26 protein-coding genes are annotated in these 26,220 nt (G+C 59.7%); 9 read left to right on the top strand and 17 right to left on the bottom strand.

The window, feature by feature from the left end:
- Window positions 1-45: 45 nt before the first annotated feature.
- On the bottom strand, window positions 46-603 hold the full coding sequence (locus tag QPJ95_RS10075; RefSeq protein ID WP_270919156.1) for a CoxG family protein: 558 nt from the start codon (window positions 601-603) through the stop codon (window positions 46-48).
- Between the two features lie 162 nt (window positions 604-765).
- Between QPJ95_RS10075 and QPJ95_RS10070 the strand changes: the two genes are divergently transcribed.
- The 3 genes from QPJ95_RS10070 to QPJ95_RS10060 all read left to right on the top strand — a co-directional run bounded on the left by QPJ95_RS10070 (window position 766) and on the right by QPJ95_RS10060 (window position 4,328).
- Window positions 766-1,782, top strand: a complete 1,017-nt coding sequence (locus QPJ95_RS10070) for a DMT family transporter (protein ID WP_270919157.1) — start codon at window positions 766-768, stop codon at window positions 1,780-1,782.
- 172 nt (window positions 1,783-1,954) lie between these two features.
- Window positions 1,955-3,139, top strand: a complete 1,185-nt coding sequence (locus tag QPJ95_RS10065) for a lipid-transfer protein (RefSeq protein WP_270919158.1) — start codon at window positions 1,955-1,957, stop codon at window positions 3,137-3,139.
- 91 nt (window positions 3,140-3,230) lie between these two features.
- Window positions 3,231-4,328, top strand: a complete 1,098-nt coding sequence (locus tag QPJ95_RS10060; RefSeq protein ID WP_270919159.1) for a CaiB/BaiF CoA transferase family protein — start codon at window positions 3,231-3,233, stop codon at window positions 4,326-4,328.
- Between the two features lie 3 nt (window positions 4,329-4,331).
- Here the strand turns inward: QPJ95_RS10060 and QPJ95_RS10055 are convergent, their stop codons facing one another.
- Both QPJ95_RS10055 and hemE read right to left on the bottom strand, forming a co-directional pair.
- Window positions 4,332-4,496, bottom strand: coding sequence for a hypothetical protein (locus tag QPJ95_RS10055; RefSeq protein WP_270919160.1), 165 nt, complete (start codon window positions 4,494-4,496; stop codon window positions 4,332-4,334).
- A gap of 183 nt (window positions 4,497-4,679) precedes the next feature.
- Entirely contained in the window at window positions 4,680-5,714 is a 1,035-nt protein-coding gene (hemE, locus tag QPJ95_RS10050) for a uroporphyrinogen decarboxylase (RefSeq protein WP_270919161.1), read from the bottom strand.
- A 214-nt stretch (window positions 5,715-5,928) separates the two neighbouring features.
- On the opposite strand from hemE, the gene hemC reads away from it, so the two are divergent.
- Window positions 5,929-6,888, top strand: a complete 960-nt coding sequence (gene hemC, locus QPJ95_RS10045) for a hydroxymethylbilane synthase (protein ID WP_270919162.1) — start codon at window positions 5,929-5,931, stop codon at window positions 6,886-6,888.
- Between the two features lie 62 nt (window positions 6,889-6,950).
- On the opposite strand, the gene hemF is transcribed toward hemC, so the two are convergent.
- The 4 genes from hemF to clpS all read right to left on the bottom strand — a co-directional run bounded on the left by hemF (window position 6,951) and on the right by clpS (window position 10,117).
- On the bottom strand, window positions 6,951-7,844 hold the full coding sequence (gene hemF / locus QPJ95_RS10040; protein ID WP_270919163.1) for an oxygen-dependent coproporphyrinogen oxidase: 894 nt from the start codon (window positions 7,842-7,844) through the stop codon (window positions 6,951-6,953).
- Between the two features lie 39 nt (window positions 7,845-7,883).
- A complete protein-coding gene (locus QPJ95_RS10035) occupies window positions 7,884-8,687 on the bottom strand; it encodes an SDR family NAD(P)-dependent oxidoreductase (RefSeq protein ID WP_270919164.1) in 804 nt (267 codons plus the stop codon).
- Between the two features lie 80 nt (window positions 8,688-8,767).
- Window positions 8,768-9,763: a class I SAM-dependent methyltransferase gene (locus tag QPJ95_RS10030; protein ID WP_270919165.1), complete on the bottom strand. Its 996-nt coding sequence runs from the start codon at window positions 9,761-9,763 to the stop codon at window positions 8,768-8,770.
- A gap of 12 nt (window positions 9,764-9,775) precedes the next feature.
- Window positions 9,776-10,117, bottom strand: coding sequence for an ATP-dependent Clp protease adapter ClpS (gene clpS, locus QPJ95_RS10025; RefSeq protein WP_270919166.1), 342 nt, complete (start codon window positions 10,115-10,117; stop codon window positions 9,776-9,778).
- 626 nt (window positions 10,118-10,743) lie between these two features.
- Here clpS and QPJ95_RS10015 point away from each other — a divergent pair.
- Both QPJ95_RS10015 and QPJ95_RS10010 read left to right on the top strand, forming a co-directional pair.
- A complete protein-coding gene (locus QPJ95_RS10015; RefSeq protein ID WP_390923635.1) occupies window positions 10,744-12,297 on the top strand; it encodes a D-alanyl-D-alanine carboxypeptidase family protein in 1,554 nt (517 codons plus the stop codon).
- Window positions 12,298-12,407: 110 nt separating this feature from the next.
- Window positions 12,408-12,926 (top strand): REP-associated tyrosine transposase, encoded by a 519-nt coding sequence (locus tag QPJ95_RS10010; RefSeq protein ID WP_270919167.1) that lies wholly within the window; start codon window positions 12,408-12,410, stop codon window positions 12,924-12,926.
- Here the strand turns inward: QPJ95_RS10010 and ccoS are convergent.
- The 5 genes from ccoS to QPJ95_RS09985 all read right to left on the bottom strand — a co-directional run bounded on the left by ccoS (window position 12,911) and on the right by QPJ95_RS09985 (window position 18,138).
- The gene (ccoS, locus tag QPJ95_RS10005; RefSeq protein WP_270919168.1) at window positions 12,911-13,069 is read right to left on the bottom strand and encodes a cbb3-type cytochrome oxidase assembly protein CcoS; all 159 of its coding nucleotides are present in this window, start codon (window positions 13,067-13,069) and stop codon (window positions 12,911-12,913) included. The two genes, QPJ95_RS10010 and ccoS, sit on opposite strands and share 16 nt — an antisense overlap.
- A gap of 3 nt (window positions 13,070-13,072) precedes the next feature.
- The gene (locus QPJ95_RS10000; RefSeq protein WP_270919169.1) at window positions 13,073-15,250 is read right to left on the bottom strand and encodes a heavy metal translocating P-type ATPase; all 2,178 of its coding nucleotides are present in this window, start codon (window positions 15,248-15,250) and stop codon (window positions 13,073-13,075) included.
- A gap of 6 nt (window positions 15,251-15,256) precedes the next feature.
- Window positions 15,257-15,727 carry a FixH family protein gene (locus tag QPJ95_RS09995; protein WP_270919170.1) on the bottom strand — a complete coding sequence of 157 codons (471 nt, stop codon included), beginning with the start codon at window positions 15,725-15,727 and terminating at the stop codon, window positions 15,257-15,259.
- A gap of 3 nt (window positions 15,728-15,730) precedes the next feature.
- Entirely contained in the window at window positions 15,731-17,167 is a 1,437-nt protein-coding gene (gene ccoG / locus QPJ95_RS09990) for a cytochrome c oxidase accessory protein CcoG (RefSeq protein ID WP_270919171.1), read from the bottom strand.
- A gap of 107 nt (window positions 17,168-17,274) precedes the next feature.
- Window positions 17,275-18,138: a LysR family transcriptional regulator gene (locus QPJ95_RS09985; RefSeq protein ID WP_270919172.1), complete on the bottom strand. Its 864-nt coding sequence runs from the start codon at window positions 18,136-18,138 to the stop codon at window positions 17,275-17,277.
- Window positions 18,139-18,699: 561 nt separating this feature from the next.
- Between QPJ95_RS09985 and QPJ95_RS09980 the strand changes: the two genes are divergently transcribed.
- Window positions 18,700-19,374 carry a DUF2270 domain-containing protein gene (locus QPJ95_RS09980; protein WP_270919173.1) on the top strand — a complete coding sequence of 225 codons (675 nt, stop codon included), beginning with the start codon at window positions 18,700-18,702 and terminating at the stop codon, window positions 19,372-19,374.
- Between the two features lie 103 nt (window positions 19,375-19,477).
- Here QPJ95_RS09980 and ccoP read toward each other — a convergent pair whose 3' ends face one another.
- Genes ccoP through ccoN form a run of 4 tightly spaced genes read right to left on the bottom strand, consistent with a single transcriptional unit; the run spans window position 19,478 to window position 22,921 of the window.
- The gene (ccoP, locus tag QPJ95_RS09975) at window positions 19,478-20,347 is read right to left on the bottom strand and encodes a cytochrome-c oxidase, cbb3-type subunit III (RefSeq protein WP_270919174.1); all 870 of its coding nucleotides are present in this window, start codon (window positions 20,345-20,347) and stop codon (window positions 19,478-19,480) included.
- A complete protein-coding gene (locus QPJ95_RS09970; protein WP_270919175.1) occupies window positions 20,344-20,556 on the bottom strand; it encodes a cbb3-type cytochrome c oxidase subunit 3 in 213 nt (70 codons plus the stop codon). Before QPJ95_RS09970 ends, ccoP begins: the two co-directional genes overlap by 4 nt.
- An 11-nt stretch (window positions 20,557-20,567) precedes the next feature.
- Window positions 20,568-21,296, bottom strand: a complete 729-nt coding sequence (gene ccoO, locus QPJ95_RS09965) for a cytochrome-c oxidase, cbb3-type subunit II (protein WP_270919176.1) — start codon at window positions 21,294-21,296, stop codon at window positions 20,568-20,570.
- A gap of 14 nt (window positions 21,297-21,310) precedes the next feature.
- Entirely contained in the window at window positions 21,311-22,921 is a 1,611-nt protein-coding gene (ccoN, locus tag QPJ95_RS09960) for a cytochrome-c oxidase, cbb3-type subunit I (RefSeq protein ID WP_270919177.1), read from the bottom strand.
- Window positions 22,922-23,118: 197 nt separating this feature from the next.
- Here ccoN and QPJ95_RS09955 point away from each other — a divergent pair, with 197 nt between their 5' ends.
- The gene (locus QPJ95_RS09955; RefSeq protein ID WP_270919178.1) at window positions 23,119-23,958 is read left to right on the top strand and encodes a universal stress protein; all 840 of its coding nucleotides are present in this window, start codon (window positions 23,119-23,121) and stop codon (window positions 23,956-23,958) included.
- Window positions 23,959-24,027: 69 nt separating this feature from the next.
- On the opposite strand, the gene fnrL is transcribed toward QPJ95_RS09955, so the two are convergent.
- Window positions 24,028-24,768, bottom strand: a complete 741-nt coding sequence (gene fnrL / locus QPJ95_RS09950; protein WP_270919179.1) for a transcriptional regulator FnrL — start codon at window positions 24,766-24,768, stop codon at window positions 24,028-24,030.
- Between the two features lie 61 nt (window positions 24,769-24,829).
- Here fnrL and hemN point away from each other — a divergent pair, with 61 nt between their 5' ends.
- A complete protein-coding gene (gene hemN / locus QPJ95_RS09945) occupies window positions 24,830-26,188 on the top strand; it encodes an oxygen-independent coproporphyrinogen III oxidase (protein ID WP_270919180.1) in 1,359 nt (452 codons plus the stop codon).
- Window positions 26,189-26,220: the final 32 nt, after the last annotated feature.

Genomic DNA, 26,220 nt, shown 5'->3' with positions numbered 1-26,220 from the left:
ACCGCACAAAACCGATGCGCAAGTGGGTGTGCATCTGTGCAGGGGCTAACCGCGGCCAGTGACTTTCTTCAGCCAGCCCGTCTTTTTTTCGCCCTCTGGCCTTGTCTCATCTTCTGGCTTTGCCTCACCTTCTGGGATGGCATCTTCCTCTGCGGTAACCGCCTCCGGAGCCAAAGCCTGTTGCAGATTGGTAAAGAACTGATCCGCCAGCTTTTTGGCAAAACCGTCAATCAAGCGGCTGCCCAGCTGCGCCAGTTTGCCGCCGACCCTGGCCTCCACATCGTAAGACAGCAGGGTGCCGGTCTCGCTGGCGCTCAGCATGACCACTGCGCCGCCCTTGGCAAAACCAGCCGCGCCGCCCTTACCTTCGCCAGCGATGGTCAGCTTTTCGTTCTCGACCAGATCCGACAGTGTCACCTGACCTTTGAAGGTCGCTTTGACTGGTCCGACCTTTTGGATAACCGTCGCCTCGAACCCCTGTTCGGGCGAACCTTTCACCTCTTGGGCACCGGGCACGCAGGCCATCAGCACCTCAGGGTTAAGCAGCGCCGCATAGACGGAGGCCGGATCGGCAGCGATCTCTTTCTGGTCACTCATCTGCATGGCTGGTCCTCCCTGACATTGCTCTGCTGTCCACTCTTACGCCCGACCCACCCCAGCTGCCAAGACTCCTACGACCAATTGGCAATAGCGGCACCGCATGTCGCTACAACGCGCGCAAGGGTCGCCCGGCGTGATAGCCATCCGCCAGAGAGGAGCGCAATCATGAGCCAGACCATCACCGTTGAGGCCCGCAAGGGCATCCTGTTCATCCTCGCCGGGATGGCGGCGATCTCGCTGAATGATGTGCTGATCAAACACCTGTCAGGCGGCTATGCGCTGCATCAGATCGTTTTTGCCCGCTCCTCTATCGCTTTGATCTTCACTCTGGTTCTGGTGCAACTCGAAGGCGGGTTTTCCATCCTCAGAACCCGGAACCCTGTCCTGCACGGCCTGCGAGGGCTGATGCTGGTGATTTCCAACATGTCGTTTTTTGTCGCCCTGTCGGTGATGCCGCTGGCCAATGTCACCGCACTGTTCTTTGCCGCGCCACTGTTCATCACCCTGCTGTCGATCCCGGTGCTGGGTGAAAAGGTCGGCGTGATGCGGATGGGTGCAGTGGTGGTTGGATTTATCGGCGTCATCATCATGCAGCGCCCCTGGGAGGGCAGCGACAGCGCGGATGTCGACCGTATCGTGTTGCTGATGCCGGTGCTGGCGGCGCTGACCTATGCGCTGAACCAGGTGTTCACCCGCAAACTGGGCGCCACCACCAAGGCCTCGGCACTGGCGGCCTATGTGCAGGGCGCCTTCATTCTGGTGTCTTTGGGATTTTACGCAGTGGCCGGCGATGGCCGCTACGCCCAGGGCGTCGCTGACCCGTCGATGCAATTCCTGCTGCGGGCCTGGATCTTGCCCGGTGCCAGTGACTGGTACTTGTTCCTAGGGCTGGGCTTTAACGCAGCCATCATCGGCTATTGCTTAAGCCAGGCTTACCGGCTGGCAGATGCGGCCACAGTGGCGCCGTTTGAATATATTGGCTTGCCGCTGGCGGTGATGTGGGGCTGGCTGATCTGGGCGGACCTGCCCGAATGGGAGGTCTGGCTGGGCATGTTGCTGATCATGGGCGCCGGATTGTTCGTGTTTCTGCGCGAACAGCAAAAGGCGCGCCAGATTGCCCGCACTGGGGTCGGCACTGGGGTCGGCACTGGGGTCGGCACTGGGGGCCGCGGCCGCTATTGAGCACCGGAGGCCGCCGCAGGTGTTTCATCAGCAGCCAAAGCAGAGGCAGCGGTCAACGCAAGGCCGGTGACGTGTGGTATTTATCGCCCAACCAGAGTCTCATCTTGACAGTTGCCGCAAGGGGCAGCCCGGTAGGCCACAACACTGTGGACCGGAAGTTGAGGACATAACAATGGCTGAGAACGTGATTATCGCCGGGGTTGGCATGACCAAATTTGTCAAACCTGGCCAGAATGACCCCTATCCGAAAATGGGAGCCGCAGCCATTCGCGATGCGCTGGCGGATGCCGGGCTCAGCTATGACGCGGTGCAACAGGCCTATGCTGGTTATACCTATGGCGACAGTACCTGCGGCCAGACGGTCCTGTACCAGGTCGGCATGACCGGCATTCCCATATTCAACGTCAACAACAACTGCTCAACCGGATCCACCGCGCTGTTCCTGGCCCGCCAGGCCGTGGCTTCGGGCACTGTGGATGTGGCGCTGGCACTGGGATTTGAACAGATGAAGCCGGGGGCCCTGGGGTCGCACTGGGACGACCGGCCCAGCCCGTTCGACGCCTTCGACGCCGAGACCGACGCGCTGGTCGGCCACCCGGAAATCCCGCTGGCGCTGCGCTACTTTGGCGGCGCGGGCAAGGCCCACATGGAAAAATATGGCTCGACCATGACCGATCTGGCCCGCATCCGCGCCAAGGCCAGCCGCCATGCGGTGAACAATCCCCTGGCGCTGTTTCGCACCGAGCTAACCCCCGAGGACGTGCTGGCCGCTCCGATGATCTGGGAGGGGGTGATGACCCGGCTGATGGCCTGCCCGCCCACCTGCGGTGCCGCCGCCGCCATCGTAGTCAGCCAAGATTATGCCAAAAAGCACGGGCTGGACAGCACGGTGCAGATCATCGGTCAGGCAATGACAACCGACACCGCCAGCACCTTTGACAGCCACGACATGATGCGGCTGGTGGGCTATGACATGACCGCCGCCGCTGCCGCTCAGGTCTATCAACAGACCGGCATCACCCCCGAAGATCTGGACGTGGTCGAGTTGCACGATTGTTTCGCCCACAACGAGATGATCACCTACGAGGGTCTGGGCCTCTGCCCCGAGGGCGGCGCCAGCCAGTTCATCGCCGATGGCGACAACAGCTACGGCGGCAAATATGTCACCAATCCGTCGGGCGGGCTGCTCTCCAAGGGTCACCCCCTGGGCGCCACCGGGCTGGCGCAATGTTACGAGCTAACACGTCAGCTACGCGGCACTGCGGCAACCACTCAGGTTGAAGGTGCGCGCACGGCGCTGCAACATAATCTAGGGCTGGGCGGCGCCTGCGTTGTCACCATGTATCAGGCGCAATAAGCGATGCTTGACTGATCAAAAGCCCCCCCTGCACAGACGGCCCGAATGCCCCGGTACCGGGGCCGGACACCGCCAAGCCAAGGAGATCACCATGCTGAACGGCATCCGCATTATCGAAGTCGAGGGTCTGGGCCCCGGACCCTTTGCCGCCATGTTGCTGGCTGATCTTGGCGCTGACGTCATCTGCGTACACCGCAAAGGCGGCACCGTCACCCCCGGCATGCCCGAGCGCTCAATCCTGGATCGCGGCAAGCGCTCGATCGCGCTGGACCTGAAAGACCCGAATGACGTTCAAATCTTCAAATCACTGGTGGCCACCGCAGATGGATTGATCGAAGGGTTTCGCCCCGGCGTGATGGAGAAACTGGGGCTGGGGCCTGTCACCTGCCGGGCGCTGAACCCGGCGCTGGTGTTTGGCCGCATGACCGGCTGGGGTCAGGACAGCGCGCTGTCCCATACGGCCGGCCATGATCTCAACTATATCTCGCTATCCGGCGCACTGTGGTACAGCTCGGCCCCTGGTGATGTGCCGCTGACGCCGCCAACTCTGGTGGGCGATATCGGCGGCGGCGCCTTGTATCTGGCGGTGGGACTGCTGGCGGCAATCCTGAAGGCCAGAACCAGCGGCCAGGGCTGCGAGGTCGATGCTTCCATCTACGACGGTTCAGCCCATATGATGAACCTGTTGCTGACCATGCGCCAGACCGGCAACTTTGGCGTCACCCGGGGCCAGAACCTGCTCGACGGCCCCCACTGGAGCCGCAGCTATCGTTGCGGCGATGGCGGGTTTATCTCGGTGCAATGCCTGGAACCCAAATTCTATGGCGAATTCCTGCACCTGCTGGGCCTGAGCAATGATCCAGGCTTTCAACAGCAATATGATCGCCAAAGCTGGCCCACCCTGACCGACCGCCTGACCGGAGTGTTTGCCAGCCAGCCGCGCGATCACTGGGCGGCGCTGTTCAACGGCAGCGATGCCTGCGTCGCGCCGGTGCTGAACCCCGAAGAGGCAATGGCCCATCCGATGAACAGCCGCGCCACCTGGGTCGAGGCGCAGGGGGCCTTGCAGGCCGCCCCTGCACCGCGCTTTTCCGGCCAGCCAGTCTGGAGCGCACCGCCCAGCCCGACACGCGGCCAGCACAGGGACGAAATCCTGTCTGAACTGGGCATAGCGAGCCAACCCGATTAAGAGTCAGGCCTTTTTCTTAGCCGCCGCCGCCTTCATCCGCTCCAGCAGCTCAGCCTTGGTGGCATTCTTACCAAAAGGATTCTTATCTGTCCCCTTGGCGTTATGCTCTTTGTGCCGAGGCGTGTTCTTGCCCCCTTTTTGGGGCCCACCTGTTTTTCCATAATCCATCGCAATACCCTTTCAACTGGCACTCGTTGCGGCGCTCATGCCTGAAACCGGGCGCCACAACAAGGCAAAGACCGGATCCACATTCATCTGGCCGCAAATATCCCGGGGAGCGCGAGGGGCTGGCCCCTCGCTCAATCCTTAAGTTAACAACCCCCGCAAGGTTGCGCGCTGACCCGCACCGGATCAACCAGCGCGCACCGTATCGATCATCAGCTGCACATTATCCGGGTCTGCATCCGGGGTAATACCGTGGCCCAGATTAAAGATATGCGGGCCATTTTTGAACGCCTCCACAATGGCACGGGTGTCATCCACCAGATCCTGACCGCCGGTCACCATATGACGCGAGGCCAGGTTGCCCTGCACACAGCCATCCACCTGCACGTTCTGCGCCGCCCAGATCGGCGACACCGAATTGTCCAGCGCCACGCAGTCCACGCCGGTGGCCTTGGCAAAGCCAATGTATTTTTCCCCCGCCTCACGCGGGAAGCCGATGATCGGAATACCGGGATGGCGCGCCTTCAGCGCCGCAGTGATCTCACGCGCAGGCGCCAGAGAATATTTCTCAAACGCATCGCCCTTAAGTGACCCGGCCCAGCTGTCAAAGATCTTCACCACTTCGGCGCCGGCCTCAATCTGGCAGGACAGATATTCGATGGTCGCGGCGGTGATCCGCGCCAACAGCGCCTCAAACAGCGCGTTATTCTCTTCGCGCAGCAGATGCGCAGGCCCCTGATCCGGGGTGCCACGACCAGCGATCATATAGGTGGCCACGGTCCAGGGCGCGCCTGCAAAACCAATCAGGGTGGTCTCGGAGGGCAATGCGCGTGACAGGATCTTGACCGTCTCGTAAATCGGGTTCAGCACCTCGTGAATATCGCTGACCGGTCCCAGCTTGTCGAAATCAGCCTGGGTGGTCACGGTGGACAGGCGCGGGCCCTCGCCGGTGACAAACCACAGATCCGCACCCAGCGCCTGCGGCACCAGCAAGATATCGGCAAACAGGATCGCGCCGTCAAAGCCATAGCGGCGGATCGGCTGCAGGGTGACCTCGGCGGCCAGTTCGGGATTATAACACAGCTTGAGGAAATCACCGGCCTGGGCCCGGGTGGCGCGGTACTCGGGCAGGTAACGCCCGGCCTGCCGCATCATCCAGATCGGTGGCACATCCTGGGTCTCACCCGCTAGGGCACGCAGCAGTTTTTTGGTCTCGGCCATGTCATTCCTCATCTGTCGCTTGCTGCCTGAGGTCAGGCTTAAGCAGTCGTTTGTCAAGGCCAAGCCGCCATTTGCAATGCCCCCAGCCCTCAACAGCGAAATAAGCTTTCCCGCTGCACCTTATCTTTGTCCTATATCAAAGCGGCGCAATATCCGACGCGGCAGATGCAATAGCAGTTTCCACTGGACCCAAAAGTACATTAAGGCTGACGCCATGACATTGATGCTGCCCTCCCCCGCCTCGCCCCTGAAAATCGGCACCCGTGGTTCGCCGCTGGCGCTGGCTCAGGCCTATGAAACCCGCCGCCGCCTGGCAGCCGCGTTTGATTTGCCCGAGGCGGCCTTTGAGATCGTCATCATCAAGACATCCGGCGACAATCAGGCGCTGATCGCGGCCGACAAGCCACTGAAGGAACTGGGCGGCAAAGGCCTGTTCACCAAAGAGATCGAGGAAGACCTAGCGTCCGGTGCCATCGACATCGCGGTGCACTCAATGAAGGACATGCCGGTGGCCCAACCCGACGGGTTGCTGCTGGACACCTATCTGCCGCGCGAAGACGTGCGGGACGCCTTTGTCTCCCCCAAACTGACCACGCTGCGCGATCTGGCGACCGGCGCCGTTGTTGGCACCTCTTCACTGCGGCGCACCGCACAAGTGCTGAACCGCCGCCCGGATCTGAACGTGGTGCAGTTTCGCGGCAACGTGCAGACCCGGTTGAAGAAACTGGCCAACGGCGTTGCAGAATGCACATTTCTGGCGATGGCTGGCCTGAACCGGCTGGCAATTGACGATGTGCCGGCAACGGCGATCGACACTGACGACATGCTGCCCGCGGTGGCCCAGGGGGCGATCGGCATTGAACGCCGCGCCGATGACCACAGCGTCGCCGAGATGCTGGCCGCCCTGCACGACAAGACAACAGGCCAGCGGCTGGCCGCTGAACGTGCGTTTTTGGCGGCGCTGGATGGCTCTTGCGAGACGCCAATTGCCGGGCTGGCGGAACTGGATGGCAATATCCTGCGGCTGCGCGGCGAGGTGCTGCGCCCGGATGGGTCAGAGGCCATTTCTGCAGATGAAACCTGCGCTGTTGAGGACGGTGTGGAACTGGGACGCGAGATGGCTGAAAACCTGCTGAAGCGCGCCGGAGACGGATTTTTCGAGTGGCGTAGCTAACGCCACCTCGCTAAATCACCGTCTCCGAAAAGCACCGTCTCCCTAAATCGCTGGGTGACGGCCTATATCCATTTGGCCATTGGCGGCAGGCTCATCAGAACCGCATTGGCATCATGGCCGGTTTCCAGACCAAATTTGGTGCCCCGGTCATAGACCAGATTGTATTCAGCATAGAGCCCGCGATGGATCAACTGAGCCTCTTTGTCGGCCTCGGACCAGTCCTGCACCCGGCGTTTTTCCACCAGCGGCACAAAGGCGGGCAGGAAGGCACGGCCGATATCCTGAGTCAGAGCAAAATCCCGCTCCCAGTCACCGCTGTTGCGATCATCCATAAAGATGCCACCGACACCGCGGGCGCGATTGCGGTGCGGGATGTAGAAATACTCGTCCGCCCAGGCCTTTAGCTTTGGGTGCAGCAGCCCGCCGTGGGGCTTCAGGTGCTTCTTTTGCTGGGCATGGAAATGCGCGGTGTCTTCGTCATATTCGATGCAGGGGTTCAGGTCAGAGCCACCGCCAAACCACCATGTATGCGGTGTCCAGAACATCCGGGTGTTCATATGCACCGCAGGCACATGCGGGTTTTGCATATGCGCCACCAGCGAAATCCCCGAGGCCCAAAACCGCGGGTCGTCCTTCATCCCCGGAATGCCCTTGCGATCCGCCATGGCATTCTGCGCCCGCTCACCCAAAGTGCCGTAAACCTCAGAGACATTGACGCCGACCTTCTCAAAGACCCGGCCACCGCGCATCACGCTCATCAACCCGCCGCCGGCATCGGCGTCATCCTCTGCCGCCCGCTTGGTCTCCGAGACTTCAAACCGGCCCGGCGCCTGATCGGACAGGGGGCCGGTGTCATGGCTGTCTTCCAGCGCCTCAAACTTTGCAACAATCTGATCACGCAGGGTGCGAAACCATGCAGCAGCCTCGGCTTTTTCAGCTTTCATTTCGGCACTCATATTGGTGACTTCCATTGTTAAAGGAGAGGAACGGGTTTTCTAGTGAACCGGAGCAGTCACCGGATCCAGCAGCGTGCGGCCGCCATCCAGTGTCACCACCTGCCCGGTCATAAAGCTTGAGGCCTCAGAGGCCAGAAACTGCGCCGTCTCGGTCAGTTCCGTGGGCGAGGCAATGCGGCCCAGAGGCGTATGTTCTTCAATGTCTTCGCGAAGGGCACGGTTATCTTTCAACACCGCCTTCAGCGAGGCGCTCATCACCGAGCCAAAGGCAATGCTGTTGACCCGAATGCGATGCGGCGCCAGGGCCACCGACAGCGATCGTGTCATCTGATCCATCGCTGCCGATGAGACCGAATAGGCCAATAATTCGGGATGCGTGCGGCGCGCGGCAATCGACGACAGGTTGATGATCGACCCCTGCGGCCCATTGCCCTCACGGGTCTCGCCCTGCTTCATCATCCGCTTCGCCACCTGCTGCGACAGGCGCAGCGTTGGCAGCAAATTCTGGGTCAGCAATTTATAGGTCGACTCGTCTTCGGGGTCGAGCGGGTCACTGGTCAGCACCTGGCGCGCGCCATTGACCAGAATATCGACCTGGTCGAACGCATCGATGGTGGCGGACAGCAGGTTTGCAATGGTCAGGCGCTCGCGCAGGTCGCCCGCAAAATAACGCTTACTGCTATCCTCGGGCTGATCGCCCAACTCGCGGATCAGCCCAGCCTCGTCTACATCCGCAAACATCACATTTGCACCGGCCGCGACAAACTGCTTGCCGATCGCCAGACCAATACCATTGGCTGCACCGGTCACAATGGCAGTCTTGCCGGAAATGGAAAAGGACATCTTATGGGGCTCCGTCGGGATAATGCAGAGGTCAGGGTAAACCGCATTTGCCTGCTTGGGAACCGCAACCGTTAACCCGGCTAGCGGCGCAAGCGTTTTGGGCGGTGGGCATGCAACACTTTGAACCGCTTATCACCGGCGATTTCCGTCACCTGCACAAACAATTCAGCCAGGGTCGTCTCGTAGGGCAAATGCCGGTTCGCCACCATCCACAGGCTCCCCGAGGGCGTCAGCACCCGCGCAGCTGTGGCGATAAAGGCCTGCCCCAGCGAGGGCTCGGCCTTGCGGCCCGCGTGAAACGGCGGGTTCATAATGACCCCATCCTGCAGCTTTGGCGGCTTCCACCCCCGCGCGTCTGCCCAATGAAACTGCGCCCGCGGGTCAGTCACATTCCGCTTGGCACAGGCCATTGCGCTGTGATCGGCCTCAACCAGGTGCAGGTTTTCGATGACGGTGTCACGCGGCAGCAATTGCGCCGAAAGATAGCCCCAACCGGCGCCCAGATCCACCAGGTTGCGGCCCAGCTTGCTCGGCAACGACTCTGCCAGCAGACGCGAGGCCGGGTCGATGCCATCTGCCGAGAACACCCCCGGTGCGGTGGAAAAACCATCGACCAGAGTGAAATCTTCAGCCAGCCAATCGGCAAAAACCTGCCCGTCAGCGTCAACCCAGAAGGTTTTACCATGCGCCTTGGAGATCGCGGGTGACGGCTCTGTCAGCTTTCGGACCGCCTTGTAGAGCGAATCGATGCCATCCGTTTTGGCCCCGTCAATCAGCACCGGGCCGCTGCTGGCGGCGACGGCCTGGGCCACCAGATGCCGCGCCAAGGCTTTGGCACGGGGCAGGAAAACCACGGCAGCGGCGATCTCGGTGCCCGGCTCCAGCGCCGCCACACAGTCATAACCACGATCGGCAAAGACATCATGATCGGCGCGCATCGGCTGCACCACCAACACCTGGTCGCGTGGCAGCGCTGACAGGTCGTGCTCCTCCCGAGGCAGGAAAACGGCGATCTTGCCCGTTGCGGGCACAACAAAGCCACCTGACGCGAGCGCCAGAGATAGACGGATGGACATGCGCAGAGCCCCTTATTCTTCTTTTTCCATGGTACATTGCAGCGGGTGCTGCTGTCGGCGGGCAAAATCCATCACCTGGCCAACTTTGGTTTCGGCGATTTCATGGCTGAAAACACCAACCACCGCCAGACCTTTTTTATGGACCACCAGCATGATCTCAAACGATTCGGCATGGGTCATGCCAAAAAACCGCTCCAGCACCATCACCACAAATTCCATCGGCGTATAGTCGTCGTTCAGCAGCAACACCTTATATCGTGGAGGGCGCTGGGTCTTCGGCTTCGTCTTGGTGATGACTCCGGTATCCGTAGAGTCATCTGACTGGTCCGACATGATATGGGGCAGCAAGGTCATTTGAGGTTTTATCCGGGTCAGGCCTAAGAGTTCGTCCCCGCTTATATAGCCTCTATGTCGGCGAGGAAAAGAGAAAGCGAGCAATACAATGGCACCCGTTTTCACCACCACCGGTTTTGATGCGGATGATTGGCTCTGGCACCACCCGCGTTTCTTTCGGATTGCGCAACAAAAATTCACCGAATTGCGGAGGGACCACGCGCCTGTTGATCCGGCTGAGGGGATCACACACCCGTTGATTCAAGCTGGCGGGGGCGCGCGCAGGATGATGGTTGGAAATTCGCTCCGCTCGGTGGTAGCGCCGATGAGTGTGGCGGGGGATGGGCCCCCCATATGCCCCACAATTCCCCGCAGCCGGACCTCGGGCCACGAATACCAACACGACGTCGGCCCGGCTGTTGTGGCACGAAGGCACCAGTTGAATAAAAAAATGCCTATATTCATGGTAACACTCTCTTAACGAACACCTCATCTAGTGTGCGGCCGCGCGTAGACCCACCGCATGTCGACCGCTGCGCTGGATGCTTTTAACACCACGCCAAAGCTGTTGTTTTTTCCAAAGCCCGCATGTGTTAACTTCCGGTTAGGTAAAAAGTCAGCCGGAAAACCGGCGGCATGAGGCAGACATGGCAAATATCGCGCAGGTTCGGTGCATCCGTCCGACCCGTTTGGGTTTGGGTATTCTAACAGCATTCTGGCTGGGCATTGTGATGCCTTTGGCCGCCAATGCCGCGCCTTACGCGGCGATGGTGATGGATGCCCGCACCGGTAAGGTTCTTCACTCCCGCAACGCCGACACCCGGCTGCATCCGGCCTCACTGACCAAAATGATGACGCTGTACATCGTCTTTGAGGCGGTGCGGAACGGCGAGATTTCACTGGACACCAAGATCAAGATTAGCCGCAATGCCACCGCTGAGCCGCCCTCAAAGCTGGGCCTCAGAACCGGGCAGAAAATCGCGCTGCGATATCTGATCCGCGCTGCAGCGGTGAAATCCGCCAATGACGCAGCCACCGCACTGGGAGAGGCCATCTCGGGGTCCGAGGCCGCGTTTGCGCGCCGCATGACCCGCACCGCAAAATCCCTGGGCATGACCCGCACCACCTTCCGAAATGCCCATGGGCTGACCCAGTCCGGGCATCTGTCAACGGCACGGGATATGACCCTGCTGGGGCGCCATATGCTATATGATTACCCCGAGTATTATAACTTGTTCTCGCGGACCTCGACGGATGCCGGGGTCAAGCGGGTCAACAACACCAACCGGCGCCTATTGGCCGCCTATCGCGGTGCAGATGGCATCAAGACAGGATATACCAACGCAGCCGGTTTCAATCTTGTAGCCTCTGCCAAGCGCGGCAACGAGCGCATCATCGCCACGGTATTTGGCGGCAAATCCAGCGCCTCTCGGAATGCCAAGGTAGCCGAGCTGCTGGACCTCGGGTTTCGCCAGGCGCCGTCACAGGCCAGGCTGCGCCGCCCGGCACTGCCGCAATATGTCGGCAATATCGAAGCACCGATTGTGGCAAATGCCGATGGCGCGGGTAGAACAGTAAGGCTCAACGGCCTGGTCACCAGCAGCCTGCGCCCCAAGGCCCGTCCCGCCGCCGACAGCACTGTAGACATTTTGCGGCTGGCCGAAGCCGAGGCCGCTCCTGTGGCAGGCCCGACCGGGATACCTTTGAGCGATCAGAACCTTCTCCGGACCGGTATTCAGGCCGCACTGGCCGAGATCGAACAACCGCCTGTAACCGCCGTGGCCATGGCAACATCCCCTCGGGCCAGCGACACTGCGATACAGATTGCCAGCGCAGTGGAGAGCATAGCCCCAAGACCTGCCGTTTATTCCGGACTGCGCCCTGTCGCCCGTCCTGCCAACCTCAGAATGGCCGGGGTCGTTGTCGCCGAACCGGTTGTTGTGACCCGCCTGTCCACCTCAGGAGGCCGCCATTGGGGCATCAACGTCGGGCGCTTCAACACCCGGTACAAGGCCGAAAGAATGCTCCTGCGGACGGCACTGGCAGAGATGTCGACTTTGGATGGCTCGCTGCGCAAAGTGGGGCAATCCAGCCGTGGATTTGAGGCCAATTTCCTTGGCATGACACAGGAAGGGGCTGATCTGGCCTGCCGCCGCCTGAATGCACGCAATGCCACCTGCACCAAAATCGGGCCATCCTGACCGCGCCGCCCGACCACCTCGACCCCGACCCCGGTCCCGGACGGTGCGTGCCAGCACGCACCCTACATGGCTTCAGAGCTTGTTAACCATAAACGCAGATACTGAGTGGTATGCCTCAGTATCTGCGCCCTCGCGCTCCCGGCGCCACAATCTATTTCACCGTCTGCCTGGCCAGGCGCGGCTCGTCCCTGCTGATCACCGAGATTGACGCCCTGCGGTCCGCAGTTGGCCTGACCCGCCGCGCCCGCCCATTCCACGTGGATGCCTGGGTCGTGCTCCCGGACCACATGCGCTGCATCTGGACCCTGCCCGACGGCGACTGTGATTTCTCCACCCGCTGGCGACAGATCAAGACCCGGTTTTCGCGCAGCCTGCCCCCCAGGATCACCCGGGCCAGTCAGCTGGCACGACAAGAACGTGGCATCTGGCAGCGCCGATTCTGGGAGCACCATTTCCGTGACGATCAGGATTATCGGCAGCACCTACAGTATTGCCGGGACGCCCCCATGCACTTGGGGCTCGTTGAGACCAGCACCGACTGGCCATTCTCATCATTCTGTCTCGACCGATGTAGGGTGCGTGCTGGCACGCACCACCCCGGATTCAATGACGCTCAGGGTTTGGGGTAATCATCCCACTCGTCGTTAAGGATCCGACGGGAATCCCCTTCGGGATCATCGTACTGATTGCTGCGCACCGTATACAGGAACCCAGCCAACCCCAGCCCGCCGAGGAGCAGAGAGATCGGAATAAGAAACGTCAGGACTTGCATTCTTTACCTCAGCCGCAGTGCATTGAGAGACACTGTAATCGACGAGGTGGACATCGCCAAGGCGGCAATCAGCGGGGTCGCCAGGCCGGCCACCGCCAGCGGCACTGCAATCACATTATACAGCGTGGCGAGCTGAAAATTCTCGCGGATGCGTTTGGTGGCGCGCCTAGCAACCTCACAGGCCTCGGCAATGGGTGTCAGATCCTGCCCCAGCAGCACAATGTCCGAGGCCACTCGCGCCGCGTCCAGCGCCGAGGCCGGCGAGATCGAGACATGCGCAGCCGTCAATGCCGCGGTATCATTCAGCCCGTCGCCAACCATCAGCACCCTGTGACCCTGATCGGTCAGGCTGTTGATCTTTTCAACCTTATCGTCGGGCAGAGCCTCGGCCACCCAGTCAGTGATGCCCAACCGGCTGGCCACCGCCTCAACCGCGCCGCCGGTATCTCCCGAAAGCAGCAGCACCTGCTTGCCTGCATCCAGCAGCGCCTGCACCGCCTCAGCGGCACCGGGGCGCAGCGAATCTGTGAAATGGAACCCGCGCGGCGCGCCATCGCCACGGTCCAGCCAGGCCGTGGTGATAGCACTTGGCGTCGCCCCGACCCAGGCCGGACGGCCCAGCCGCACCCGCGCCCCCCGATACCGCGCTTGCGTGCCAAACCCCGGCACCTCGCGAATATCCGTGATCTCGACCGGAGATATCCCGGCCTCTCGGGCCGCCTGCGCCAGACTGCGCGATAACGGATGCGCCGAGGCCTCGGCCAGGGCCAGCGCAAGCTCTAAATCTGCCCGTGGGACATCGCCCAGATTGGTCAGTTGCGGGGTGCCGGCGGTCAGGGTTCCGGTCTTGTCAAAAACCACGGTATCGACTTGCGCCAACCGCTCCAGGGCGGTGGCATCCTTGATCAGCATACCCCTGCGGAACAACCGCCCCGAGGCCGCTGTGGTCACCGCCGGCACCGCCAGCCCCAAGGCGCAGGGGCAGGTGATGATCAGCACCGCAGCGGCGATATTCAGCGCCGTGCGCAGATCCCAGGTGTATAAATACCACCCCACAAAGCTGAGCGCCGACAGGATATGTACTCCGGGCGCATATAGTTTGGCGGCATTGTCAGCCAGCGAGGTATAGCGTGAGCGGCCCGACTCGGCGATGGCCACCAGATCACCCATCCGGTGCAGCGAGGTGTCTTTGCCCACCGCAGTGGCCCGGATGGTCAGCGGCCCGGTCAGATTGACCTCTCCGGCGGATATCACGGTGCCCGGCCCGGCAAACACCGGCAGCGTCTCGCCGGTCAGCAGTGAGCGGTCAAGCTCGGACTGACCCGACACCACCTCGCCGTCCACCGGCATCCGGCCACCGGGGCGCACCAGAATCAGATCGCCAATGGACAAAGTGCCAACCGCCACTTCGCTCTCGACCCCGTCGCGCAGCAAGATGGCACGGGGCACCTCCAGTGCTGCCAGTTCCTCGGCCGCAGATCGCGCCACTGCACGGGTGCGATAGTCCAGATACCGCCCGGCCAGCAGAAAAAAGGTCAGCGTCAACGCCGCGTCAAAATAGGCGTGCTCGCCAGACAGCGAGGTCTCCCACAGCGACGTGACCAGTGCCAGCACCAGCGCCAGCACAATCGGCACATCCATATTCAGCCGCCGCACCCGCAGTGCAGTCCAGGCATGTTTGAAAAACGGCTGCGCGGAAAAGCCAATCGCCGGCAGGGCGATCGCCGCCGAGATCCAGTGGAACATGTCCCGCGTCGCATCCGAGGCCCCGGCCCAGACCGAAACCGACAGCAGCATCACGTTCATCGAGGCAAAGCCAGCCACCGCAAGACGCATCAGCAGATCGCGCCCCGCCTTGTCGCTCTGGGTTGCGGCCAGCACCCCCGGATCCAGTTCATGTGCCTCAAAGCCCAAACCGGTCAGCACCGGGATCAGATCGCGGGCATGGATATCCGGGTCGGCCTCGATCAGCGCCCGTTTCAGGGTCAGGTTCACCCGCGCCGAGATCACCCCGGGGACAGCATTCAGCCCAGCTTCCACCGTCGAGATACAGGCCTGACAGTGGATGCCCGGCAGCGATAGCGCCAGACGCGCCGCCTCAGGGGTCTCGTCAACCGCATCCCGCGGCACAACCAGACAGCCGGGACAGGCGGCCAGGGATGGGGTGAGCTGAGCGGTCATTCGGGGTCAGCCTTTCACATGTAAAATGACCCGCTGGCTAAACTCGGCGCCGTTTCTGGCCCGCGCCACCATGCGAATATTCCAGTTGCCGGATCCCAGTTGCGCCGGAGCGACATAGGCCTTGCCGTTGAATTTAAAATCGGGGGTTTGATCTTCCCTGACGTGGGTGGCCCGGCCCAGTGTGGCCGTCAACTTGACCACCTCAACCGGATTGCCGTCGGCATCAGAAATCTCAAGCTTGACCTGATCTTTGCTGGCCGAAGCGTAGACCGACCAGCCAAGGGCCACCTGCGCGCTGCGGCGCTGGTCAAACTCTTGACTGGCCACATATGAGTTTTTCACCTCAAGCCCGGGGAAGGTTTTGACCGCATTCACCGCCAGGGTGATATTGACCCCGATGATCACAGCAAAGGCACCGCCAAACACCATCAAGGCGTGACGTCCGGTGAATTCCCGCTGCGGCTTTTCCGATGTCATCGTTTAGTTTTCCTTGCCGTTAAAGGTGGTGTCTTTATAGGCGCGTTCACCATTGGCGTTATCTTCGACCCAGATCCTAAACGGTGTTGCATCGCGGGTCGAGGGCGCGGTGCCTTTGGGACTGATCACATAGAGCCGCTGCTGGAGGGCGGCGTTGGCGGCGACCGGAACCGAGGCATAGGGCGTGCCTTCGATCTGCAGCCGCAGGGTTGGATCACCAGTGACCGAAAGCTGGAACTGGCGCTGCTCACCATGTTTGTTGCGCAACTGCACGTCATAGGTATTGCGAATCGAGCCGTCCGACAGGGTCACAAAGGTAGGATTGCGAACCGGCGCCACCGTCAGTTCTATGTCGGCGCGAATGAACAGAGCAAAGACCAGCCCAACACCCACCAGCGTCCACAGAGTGGTATACATGATGGTTCTGGGCCGCAGGATGTGCTTCCAGATATTGCGGGTCGCTTGCCCCGCCCGTCCATCCGTTTCATCGCTGACGGCCATATAGTCGATCAAGCCACGCGGCTTGCCGATTTTGTCCATAATCTCATCACAGGCATCAATACAGAGCGCACAGGTGATGCACTCCATTTGCTGACCCTGACGGATGTCGATACCCACCGGGCAGACGTTGACGCAGGCCATGCAATCAATGCAATCGCCCTGCGGCACCTCGGCCTCTGGCGTCGTCTTGCGCAGCTTGCCACGCGGCTCGCCTCGCCATTCTCGATAGCCAACAACCAGCGTGTCTTCGTCCATCATCGCCGCCTGAATGCGCGGCCATGGGCAGGCATAGATACAGATTTGTTCGCGGGCAAAACCGCCAAAGAAAAATGTCGTCGCGGTCAGCACTGCCATCGTCGTGTACGCGACCGGATGCGCGTTGCCGGTGATCAGGTCGATCATCAATGTCGGCGCATCGGCAAAATAAAACACCCAGGCCCCGCCGGTCGCCAGACCAATCAACAACCAAACTGTCCACTTGGTCAGGCGCAGCCGCACTTTGCGCAGGTCCAGTTTCTTTTGCCGATGCAGCCGCAACCGGGCATTCCGGTCGCCGTCAATCCAGCGTTCAACCAGAATATAAAGATCAGTCCAGACCGTCTGCGGGCAGGCATAGCCGCACCAGACCCGGCCCAAAGCCGAGGTAAACAGGAACAACCCCAACCCCGCCATGATCAGCAAACCGGCCACAAAATAGAACTCGTGTGGCCAGATCTCGATCCAGAAAAAATAGAAGCGCCGGTTGGCCAGATCCAGCAATACCGCCTGATCGGGCAGGCTTGGCCCACGATCCCAGCGGATCCAGGGGGTCAGATAATAAATCCCCAATGTAACGGCCAGTATGATCCACTTGAGGCTCCGGAACTTACCGGACACTCCTTTTGGAAAAATGGGTTCCCTGGCGACATAGAGGCTGGGGGATGGATTGGAATCGCTCAAGGACTCTCTCCGATTGATAGTATAGCTTAAATCTTCTCTCAGAAGACCACCAAGTCAACTTTGATATGGATCAAAAGCGTATTCCCGAAACATCTTTGTGATCACTATTATTGCCGCCGCAGCCACTGAACAAACTTCCGCGCTGAAGGTCGCAGTACTCCGGGCCGGGTAACGATATGATAACCGCGATTGTCAGCTTCGCAGAACAATTCAACCAAACGCCCGGATTTCAGATCATCCTCGACAAAGTGGCGCACCGTCACCACCACGCCCTGCCCTGAGCGCACACCGTCAAGCAACAGGTTTCCCGGCACCTGCACCCGGCTGGCAAGTTTTGACGGCTGCACCCCATAGGACTCGGCCCAATTGGTGGATTCCGTGGTGCCCAGCTCATCCAGCCAGGGGTAATTCGCCAATTCAGCTGGGGTGATTTCACCCTTTGTCTTTAACAATCCTGGCGCCGCAACAATGACCATCGGAGAGGCAAGCAACATTTCCACCGCATGCCCAGGCCAGTCACCTTGGCCATAGCGAATGGCCAAATCAATTCCGCCGGGTTTCAGGGTCACCAGTTCAGGCGATGGATCCAGCATTAGGTTAATCTCGGGATGCAATGCCCGGAACCCTGGCAAACGTGGCATCAACCAGGACGCGGCAAAGGACGAGGTGCAGGAGATATGCAGCGGTCGGTTGGCATCTGCGCCCTTCAAATCCTGAACGGCAGCCCCAATGGCGCCAAATCCCAGGTCCAATGCACGGGCCAGCTGGTCGCCCTCAACGGTCAATGACAGCGCCCGGCCGGACCGATCCAACAGCGAGACACCCAGATGTGCCTCTAACGCACGCAAGTGTTGGCTGATCGCAGCATGACTTACATTTAGTGCGGCACCGGCAAGCGTGACATTTCCGGACTGCGCAAAGGCCGAGAAGGCCCTGAGCGCAGCCAATGGCGGAAGATCAAGCCAGTTCATTTGTAAGCACACCTTACATTACAACATCCATATTGAGTCGCATAACATGTCCTTTTTAGCAACAGTGAAGTCACGACAACCTACATTTGAGGATAGTGAAATGTTGACCATCTATGCCCACAGTATGCTCGCAGCCACCAGATTAGAGCACTACAGAATCAAAGATATGCAGGGCAAAGGGACGCCCTCGAAGAGCCGCCGAAGGTGGTGGCGTCAGCCTCCGAAGTCTAACGACCTGTCAGATCTTTGAGTGTCAGAAGCAGATGTCCCAATTGCGCGGCACGACAGAGACTGAAAGGGATAAAGAAGCGTCGGCTTTCCAGGAAACGCGCGAACAGATCGGAGAGCCGACGCTTTATCCCAGTCCGCCTGCACGCAAGCGAAAGGGATTTTCTGACAATCATCGCCCCGCCACGAGGTTTGCGAGCCGTCAATTGCCGTCGACCACCTTAAATCACCAATGCCTCCCGGCTGGTTTGATCCCGATCAACAAGCCGACAAAATTTGACCCTCCGCACGCAGAAACTACCCTCATCAGGAACAACCGACGGGGACAGCGGCATGGAGCAGCAAAATAGGGAACGTAAAACCCTGACTGACGGTGAAATCGGTGCAATAGCGCATTTATATCGTAGCGAGGCCTACCGGAGCACCATCTGGCGCACCCGTCTGGATACCACCACAAACTGGGCCGTTGTCACGCTGGGCGTGGCGCTGTCGATCACCTTCTCCTCGCCCGAGGCCTCGCCGCTGCCATTGATTCTGGTCGGCATTCTGATCATCTTTTTTCTGCTGCTCGAAGCCCGACGTTATCGCTACTTTAGCGTCTTTCGGGCCCGGGCCCGCTGGCTGGAGCAACATTTCTACGCCCCCATGCTGGAGGATGGCGACCTGCACATGGAGGAAAACTGGCAAAAAGTGCTGGCCGATGACTATACAAAGCCCAGATACCATGTGGGGTATTGGACATCAGTGGGACGGCGGATCCGGCGCAACTACCTGTGGATTCTGTTGATCCAAACCCTTGCCTACGCCGGCAAACTGATCGTACACCCGACGCCGGTCACCTCCTTTCAACAGGCCATGACACGGGCCGATGTTGGCCCGCTCCCCGGCGAAGCGGTGATCGCGATCGGTGTGATATACATTCTTAGCTGGAGCGGAATTGCACTGTGGAGCGAGTGGAGCAGCGCCAAGCGTGCCAAGGCACGCGGCTCCAGAACAGCGATGGGATAAGGCGCGAGCCCACCGGGTCAAACGCAAAACGCAGCACCCTGCGGCGCTGCGTTTGTTGGCTATCCGGCTATCGCCAAATACTCATGTCCGTGGCGACAGCGGCTTATTCGCCGCCACCCAACTGATGCACATAGGCGGAAACCGCACGGATCTGCCATTCGGTCAGACGTGTGTTCCAGGCCGGCATGACGCCATAACGGGCATTGTTCACCGTTTCTGTCAGCGCCTCGTAATCGCCACCATACAGCCAGATCGCATCCGCCAGATTGGGCGCACCCTGCTCACGATCTCCGGTGCCGTCTTCGGCATGGCACGACGAGCAATTGTCTTCAAAAACAACCGCACCATCAGCCACTTTTTCGCCGTCCTGAGCGTCACCTGACAGCGACATCACATAGTTCACCACCTGGTCGATCTCAGCCGGCTCCAACAGTTCGTCCCGACCAAAGGCAGGCATCTCGGAATAGCGCGCATCGTCGCTGTCCTCGTTGCGGATACCGTGGGTGACGGTGGTGTGGATGGCTTCCATGTCGCCGCCCCACAGCCAGTCGTCGTCCAGCAGGTTGGGATAGCCCTTGGCACCAGCCGCGCCCGAGCCGTGACACTGAGCGCACCAAGTTCTGAACACCGCAGAGCCAGCCGACGAGGCATAGCCATTCAACTCAGCATCGCTGGAAATCGCGGTCAGCTCAGCCGAGGCCAACTTGGCGTTGATGGCGGCGTTGCCCTCTTCCACTGCGGCAATTTCATTCGCCACATCGCCGCGTGTTGACCAGCCCAGCACCCCGGTTGTGGCCTGATTGATCATCGGCCAGGCCGGATAGGCAATGGTATATCCGATGGCCCAGATGATGGTCAGATAGAGCGTCCACAACCACCAGCGTGGCATCGGATTGTCGAATTCTTCGATCCCGTCCCACTCGTGACCGGTGGTGTTTGGATCGCCCTCGAACTTCTTCGATTTTTTGGTCATGTCCTCACCTCCTTGGATGCGGCAGGTTTGTCGGCGCCCATTTCGGGCGCAGGGGCGTCAACGTGGCGAAACGGGATGTTGGCGACGTCCTGATAGATCTTGGTGCTGCCGGGGCGAAAGGCCCAGATGACGACAGTAACAAAGACGATAAACAGGAACAGCAACATCCAGCTATCAGCGAATTCCCTAAGGAAAGTATAGATATCCATCTGTCCCTCCCCTAGCGGCTTGCGTCAGGCGTAAAGGTCGAGAAATCAACCAGCGTGCCCAACATCTGCAAATACGCCACCAGCGCATCCATTTCGGTCAGTTCAGCCTGACCGTCGAAATTACGCACAGTGACCTTGTCGCCATAGCGCTCCAGCAACCCGTCGTAATCGCTGTCCGGATCAGCCTGAGCCTTGAAATCAGCCTGCGCACTGGCAACCATTTCGTCCGAGTATGGCACCCCGACAAAGGCGTTTGTGGCAATGAGGTCAGCCACATATTTGCCGTCGATCACGGTGCGTTCCAGGAAGCTGTATTTCGGCATCACCGATTCCGGCACCACCGACTGCGGATCGCTCAGGTGGTCAACGTGCCACTCGTCCGAATAGCGACCACCGACGCGCGCCAGATCGGGGCCCGTCCGTTTGGATCCCCACTGGTGCGGATGGTCATATTTGGACTCCGCCGCCAGCGAGTAGTGACCATAACGTTCCACCTCATCGCGCAGCGGGCGGATCATCTGGCTGTGGCAGGTATAGCACCCTTCACGCACATAGATGTCCCGGCCGGTCAGCTCCAGCGGAGTGTAGGGGCGCATGCCCTCTACATCTTCGATGGTGTTTTCCAGCCAGAACAGCGGCGCGATTTGCACCAGACCGCCAATGGACACGACCAGCAAGCTACATACCAGCAACAGGGTCGCGTTGGTCTCGAGGACCTTGTGTTTGTCGAGAAATGACATTGCTACTGCCCTCCTTATTCAGCTGGAACCGCGACGGTAAGGCTGGCCTCTTTGGCCGGCGCCCGACGAACGGTCATCCACAGATTGTAACACATGACCACGGCACCCGAGAGGAACATCAGTCCACCCAGTCCACGCACGATGTTCATTGGCTTCTTGGCGGCAACGGTATCGGCAAATGAATTCACCAAGAAACCATTGGCATCAACTTCACGCCACATCAGGCCTTCCATGATACCGGTCACCCACATCGACGCGGCATAAAGAACGATACCGATAGTGGCGAGCCAGAAGTGCCAGGACACCAGTGTCAGTGAGTACAGACGCTCGCGCTTCCACAGCACCGGCACCAGGAAATACAGCGCCCCAAAGGTGATCATGCCGTTCCAACCCAAGGCCCCAGAATGCACGTGGCCAATGGTCCAGTCGGTGTAATGCGACAGCGCGTTGACGGCGCGAATCGACATCATCGGGCCCTCAAAAGTGGACATGCCGTAAAAGCCAAGCGAGATCACCATCATCCGGATCACCGGATCGGTGCGCAGCTTGTCCCAGGCACCGGACAGGGTCATCAGACCGTTGATCATGCCACCCCAGGACGGCATCCACAGAACGATTGAGAACACCATGCCAAGGGTCGTCGCCCAATCCGGCAGCGCGGTGTAATGCAAGTGGTGCGGGCCAGCCCAGATATACAGGAAGATCAGCGCCCAGAAGTGGATGATCGACAGTTTGTAGCTGAACACCGGACGCTCGGCCTGCTTGGGAATGAAATAGTACATCATGCCCAGGAAACCGGCGGTCAGGAAAAAGCCAACCGCGTTGTGGCCGTACCACCACTGCACCATGGCATCCTGCACGCCTGAAAACACCTGAACCGATTTGGAGCCCCAGATCGACACCGGGATCGACAGGTTGTTGACCACATGCAGCAAGGCAACGGTGATGATAAAGGACAGGTAGAACCAGTTGGCCACATAGATGTGCGGTTCTTTGCGTTTGATCAACGTTCCCATGAACACAGCAAGGTAGGCAAGCCAGACAACGGTCAACCAAATATCAACATACCACTCCGGCTCAGCGTATTCCTTCGACTGAGTGCCACCCAGCAAATAACCAGTCGCCGCCAGCACGATGAACAATTGGTAACCCCAGAACACGAACCAGGCCAGATTGCCGCCCCAAAGACGCGCAGCGCAGGTCCGCTGCACCACATAAAACGAGGTTGCGATCAAGGCATTGCCACCAAAGGCAAAGATCACCGCCGAAGTATGCAGAGGCCGCAGACGGCCAAAATTGGCATATCCTTCGGCCCATTCGAAGTTCAGCACCGGAAAGGCCAGCTGAAAAGCAATGAAGACACCGGCCAGAAAACCAACAACACCCCAAAGGGCTGTGGCGATCACACCTGCACGTACAACACTATCGAAATATTCATTGGCCAGTGACCCGGCCGCGACCTGCGGCTCGTCAGTGGATCGAAGAACGTGGATAAACAGCCCGGCTGCAACAACCATAATAATGATCGCGTGCACCAAATAAGCTATATCCCGCGCATAATTGGTCGCAAGCATCGCAAAAAGCACAACCAGACCAAGCGCTATTAGCTTGATATAATTAGACATATTATGTCCCTTTATCTTGCCCCGCGCGATTCTTTCGCCGCGCCAGACGGATTTAGACTAAGCGCTTGATGCAAAATGAAAGCACCCCCTGCTTTGATCTACATCAAGACATACTATGATGATCTATGTGTAGCCTCTGCTCAGAAAGCAATTGGTGCGACCACATTTTGGCCACTTGCACTGCACATGAGGTAGAAATGTCCTATAAATCGTTGCTTACCGTCCTGACCGCAACCAAAACCGCAAAAGCACCGCTGGCGCAACTGATGGCTCTGGCCGATCACTTTGGGAGCCACGCCGAGGCCCTTTGCCTGGGCGTCGACCGAACCCAAACCGGCTATTACTATGCGGGTGCCAATGCCATGGTGCTGCAGGAATCGCTGTCGCGCGCCAAGGAAGAAGCCACCAACGTACAAACACACGCTGAATCGATATTGGCAAAATCCGGGGTGATGTGGTCGGCGGAATCGGGCGTCGCTCAAATCGCCGATCTGGGTCGCCACGTGGCACAGCGGGCGCGGTTCTCGGATCTGGTGGTTCTGGGAAAACCCTATGGCCGCGACCGCGACGTCGAAGCAGAACCCATTGTCGAGGCGGCCTTGTTTGAGGGCCACGCCCCGGTGCTTGTGGTGCCCGACAAGGCCAGCATAATGGCGCAGCCAAAGACCGTCATGGTGGCCTGGAACGAAAGCGTCGAGGCCCTGACTGCGATCCGCAAGGCCTTGCCGTTCCTGATCAAATCAGAGCTGGTTCGGGTGGTGGTGATAGACCCGCCTCAGCACGGACCAGAGCGATCAGATCCAGGTGGCATGCTCAGTCAGATGTTGGCGCGGCATGGGGTCACCTGCGAAATTGATGTGCTCAGCAAAACCATGAGCCGGGTGTCTGACATCCTGAACCGCCATGCCGTCGACACCAGCTCCGACATGATTGTGATGGGGGCCTACGGCCATTCACGGTTCCGCGAGGCCATTCTAGGCGGCGCCACCCGCAATATGCTGGAACAGGCCATGGTTCCTGTTTTCATGGCCCACTGATTTCATGGCCCACTGACGTCTGGCTAGGGGTGCGTGCTTGCACGCACCCCTAGCCGAAAACGGGCAGGTCTAGCCTATAAAACCACCATCACTGTCGTCACCGGCTTCTTCCAGCAGGCGGCCCATACTGGGCACGGTAATATGACGTTTGCCCTCGAGCTTGATCACCCCGTCACGTTTAAGCGCCGACATCTGGCGGCTGACGGTTTCCAGGGTCAGCCCCAGATAGTCGGCCATTGCCTCCCGCGTGAGCGGCAGATCAAACACCACATTCTCTCCCAGGCCAGTGGACTGGAGTGAAGCATCACGGCGCACAATGATCGACAGCAGGCTGGCGATTTTTTCACGCGCCGTTTTACGACCCAATACCAGCATCCACTCCCGCGCGGCATCCAGCTCATCCAGGGTCATCACCAGCAACCGCTGCGCAATATGCGGGGTGCGTTCCATCAATTCCTCGAAAGGTTTCTTGCGAAAGCAGCACATCACCACATTGGTGGTCGCAACCACATTATACGCCGCGCCATCGCGCCCTGGGCGACCGACAAAATCGCTGGGAAGGAGCAGGCCAACCATCTGGGTGCGCCCGTCCTCCATCGTCTGTGTCAGAGTTGCGACTCCCGACACCACCGAGCCGACAAAGCCCATTATGTCGCCGGCCCAAATCACGGTCTGGCCCGCCTCATAGGTTCGGTAGTATTTGATGGCGTCCAGCTCCACCAGTTCATCGGCATTGCAACGGGCGCAGACGGCTCGATGACGGATCGGGCAGCTGTCGCAGTTGACTGAGTTTATATTCGGGGTGTTCATCAGTAGTCCCAATTGATCTGGGTCAAGGTTAGTCCTGTTAGACTTCGCCTACATTACCCAAATGACTCAGCAATCACAATTGGCCAAGCTCGGTTTATTCGATGCCAAAGTGCCGCGCTACACCAGCTATCCAACAGCTCCTCAATTCCGGAATGACGTTACCCCGGAGCGATATTCTGATTGGATTTCAAAGATCAAGCCGCACAGCTCGATCTCATTATACATCCATGTGCCGTTCTGCCGCAGGCTCTGTTGGTTCTGCGCCTGCCGAACCCAGGGCACCCAAAGTGATTCTCCGGTGCGCGCCTACCTCGAGGTCCTGAAGGCCGAAATCAAAATGCTGGGGCACATCCTGCCCGAAGGTGTGACCCTGTCGCGCCTGCATTGGGGCGGTGGCACTCCAACCCTGCTGACGCCGGACATGATGACCGATCTGGCCGGGGCCGTTGCCGAGATTGCCCCTTTTGCTCCCCAGGCTGAATTCTCGGTTGAGATCGATCCGAACGAGATTGATGAACCGCGTCTGGATGCATTGGCCGCCGCAGGCATGAACCGCGCCTCGGTTGGGGTGCAGGATTTTGACCCCGAAATCCAGCAGACCATTGGCCGCATTCAAAGCTACGAGCTCACCCGCGACGCCATCGAAATGATCCGCGCCCGTGGCATCCACAGCCTGAACGCCGATATTCTCTATGGGCTGCCGCATCAGACCCAGACCCGGATGGCCGAGAGCGTGCAAAAGCTATTGTCTCTCAATCCCGACCGGGTGGCTCTTTATGGCTATGCGCATGTCCCCTGGATCGCCAAACGGCAGCAGATGATTCCAACCGATGCCCTGCCAACCCCGCAAGAGCGGCTGCAACTGTATGAAACCGCCCGCAAACTGTTCTTGGCGGATCAATATGCCGAAATCGGAATTGACCACTTTGCCACCCCGTCAGACGGGTTGACCACGGCGCAGACCTTGGGTCAGCTCAAGCGCAATTTCCAAGGCTACACCGATGATCAGTCCGAAGTTCTGATCGGTGTCGGGGCCTCGTCGATCTCGCGGTTCCCGCAGGGCTATGCGCAGAACGCGCCGGCAACCTCGGTGCATACCAAGGCGATCCGCGCGGGGTCGTTCTCTATCGCCCGGGGCCATGCGTTCCAGGGCGAGGACAAGTTGCGCGCCCGGCTGATTGAGGCGCTGATGTGCGATTTTCGCATTGAAACGGATGAGATTGTCGCTGATTTCGACATCACCCCCGCAGCACTGCATCAGATGTTCACCGCAGTGGCCGAAAAGTTCCCAGACGCGCTGCAAGTGCTGCCTGATGGGCTGTATATCCCCGAGCTCTCCCGGCCTCTGACCCGGATGATTGCCCGGGATTTCGACGCCTATGATGACACCAGCAAGGCCAAGCACTCCTCAGCGATTTAAGAGAATTGCCTATAGCACAAACACCATAGGCC

The sequence above is a fragment of the Parasedimentitalea psychrophila genome (genome assembly GCF_030285785.1).
GTDB lineage: Bacteria > Pseudomonadota > Alphaproteobacteria > Rhodobacterales > Rhodobacteraceae > Parasedimentitalea > Parasedimentitalea psychrophila.
The sequence above is the reverse complement of the archived record's forward strand: the minus strand, read 5'-3'. Positions and strand labels throughout refer to the sequence as shown.

What these genes read in the sequence shown, in the direction of transcription:
- QPJ95_RS10035 (WP_270919164.1), bottom strand. Translation starts at nt 8,687, where the DNA reads ATGTCCTTTTCCATTTCCGGCAAGACTGCCATTGTGACCGGTGCAGCC.
- hemF (WP_270919163.1), bottom strand. Translation starts at nt 7,844, where the DNA reads ATGAGTGCCGAAATGAAAGCTGAAAAAGCCGAGGCTGCTGCATGGTTT.
- QPJ95_RS10065 (WP_270919158.1), top strand. Translation starts at nt 1,955, where the DNA reads ATGGCTGAGAACGTGATTATCGCCGGGGTTGGCATGACCAAATTTGTC.
- QPJ95_RS10070 (WP_270919157.1), top strand. Translation starts at nt 766, where the DNA reads ATGAGCCAGACCATCACCGTTGAGGCCCGCAAGGGCATCCTGTTCATC.
- hemC (WP_270919162.1), top strand. Translation starts at nt 5,929, where the DNA reads ATGACATTGATGCTGCCCTCCCCCGCCTCGCCCCTGAAAATCGGCACC.
- ccoS (WP_270919168.1), bottom strand. Translation starts at nt 13,069, where the DNA reads ATGCAAGTCCTGACGTTTCTTATTCCGATCTCTCTGCTCCTCGGCGGG.
- QPJ95_RS09955 (WP_270919178.1), top strand. Translation starts at nt 23,119, where the DNA reads ATGTCCTATAAATCGTTGCTTACCGTCCTGACCGCAACCAAAACCGCA.
- QPJ95_RS10010 (WP_270919167.1), top strand. Translation starts at nt 12,408, where the DNA reads ATGCCTCAGTATCTGCGCCCTCGCGCTCCCGGCGCCACAATCTATTTC.
- QPJ95_RS09985 (WP_270919172.1), bottom strand. Translation starts at nt 18,138, where the DNA reads ATGAACTGGCTTGATCTTCCGCCATTGGCTGCGCTCAGGGCCTTCTCG.
- fnrL (WP_270919179.1), bottom strand. Translation starts at nt 24,768, where the DNA reads ATGAACACCCCGAATATAAACTCAGTCAACTGCGACAGCTGCCCGATC.
- hemN (WP_270919180.1), top strand. Translation starts at nt 24,830, where the DNA reads ATGACTCAGCAATCACAATTGGCCAAGCTCGGTTTATTCGATGCCAAA.
- QPJ95_RS10015 (WP_390923635.1), top strand. Translation starts at nt 10,744, where the DNA reads ATGGCAAATATCGCGCAGGTTCGGTGCATCCGTCCGACCCGTTTGGGT.
- QPJ95_RS09995 (WP_270919170.1), bottom strand. Translation starts at nt 15,727, where the DNA reads ATGACATCGGAAAAGCCGCAGCGGGAATTCACCGGACGTCACGCCTTG.
- ccoO (WP_270919176.1), bottom strand. Translation starts at nt 21,296, where the DNA reads ATGTCATTTCTCGACAAACACAAGGTCCTCGAGACCAACGCGACCCTG.
- QPJ95_RS10060 (WP_270919159.1), top strand. Translation starts at nt 3,231, where the DNA reads ATGCTGAACGGCATCCGCATTATCGAAGTCGAGGGTCTGGGCCCCGGA.
- QPJ95_RS09980 (WP_270919173.1), top strand. Translation starts at nt 18,700, where the DNA reads ATGGAGCAGCAAAATAGGGAACGTAAAACCCTGACTGACGGTGAAATC.
- QPJ95_RS09970 (WP_270919175.1), bottom strand. Translation starts at nt 20,556, where the DNA reads ATGGATATCTATACTTTCCTTAGGGAATTCGCTGATAGCTGGATGTTG.
- hemE (WP_270919161.1), bottom strand. Translation starts at nt 5,714, where the DNA reads ATGGCCGAGACCAAAAAACTGCTGCGTGCCCTAGCGGGTGAGACCCAG.
- QPJ95_RS10030 (WP_270919165.1), bottom strand. Translation starts at nt 9,763, where the DNA reads ATGTCCATCCGTCTATCTCTGGCGCTCGCGTCAGGTGGCTTTGTTGTG.
- QPJ95_RS10000 (WP_270919169.1), bottom strand. Translation starts at nt 15,250, where the DNA reads ATGACCGCTCAGCTCACCCCATCCCTGGCCGCCTGTCCCGGCTGTCTG.
- QPJ95_RS10075 (WP_270919156.1), bottom strand. Translation starts at nt 603, where the DNA reads ATGCAGATGAGTGACCAGAAAGAGATCGCTGCCGATCCGGCCTCCGTC.
- clpS (WP_270919166.1), bottom strand. Translation starts at nt 10,117, where the DNA reads ATGACCTTGCTGCCCCATATCATGTCGGACCAGTCAGATGACTCTACG.
- QPJ95_RS10055 (WP_270919160.1), bottom strand. Translation starts at nt 4,496, where the DNA reads ATGGATTATGGAAAAACAGGTGGGCCCCAAAAAGGGGGCAAGAACACG.
- ccoN (WP_270919177.1), bottom strand. Translation starts at nt 22,921, where the DNA reads ATGTCTAATTATATCAAGCTAATAGCGCTTGGTCTGGTTGTGCTTTTT.
- ccoP (WP_270919174.1), bottom strand. Translation starts at nt 20,347, where the DNA reads ATGACCAAAAAATCGAAGAAGTTCGAGGGCGATCCAAACACCACCGGT.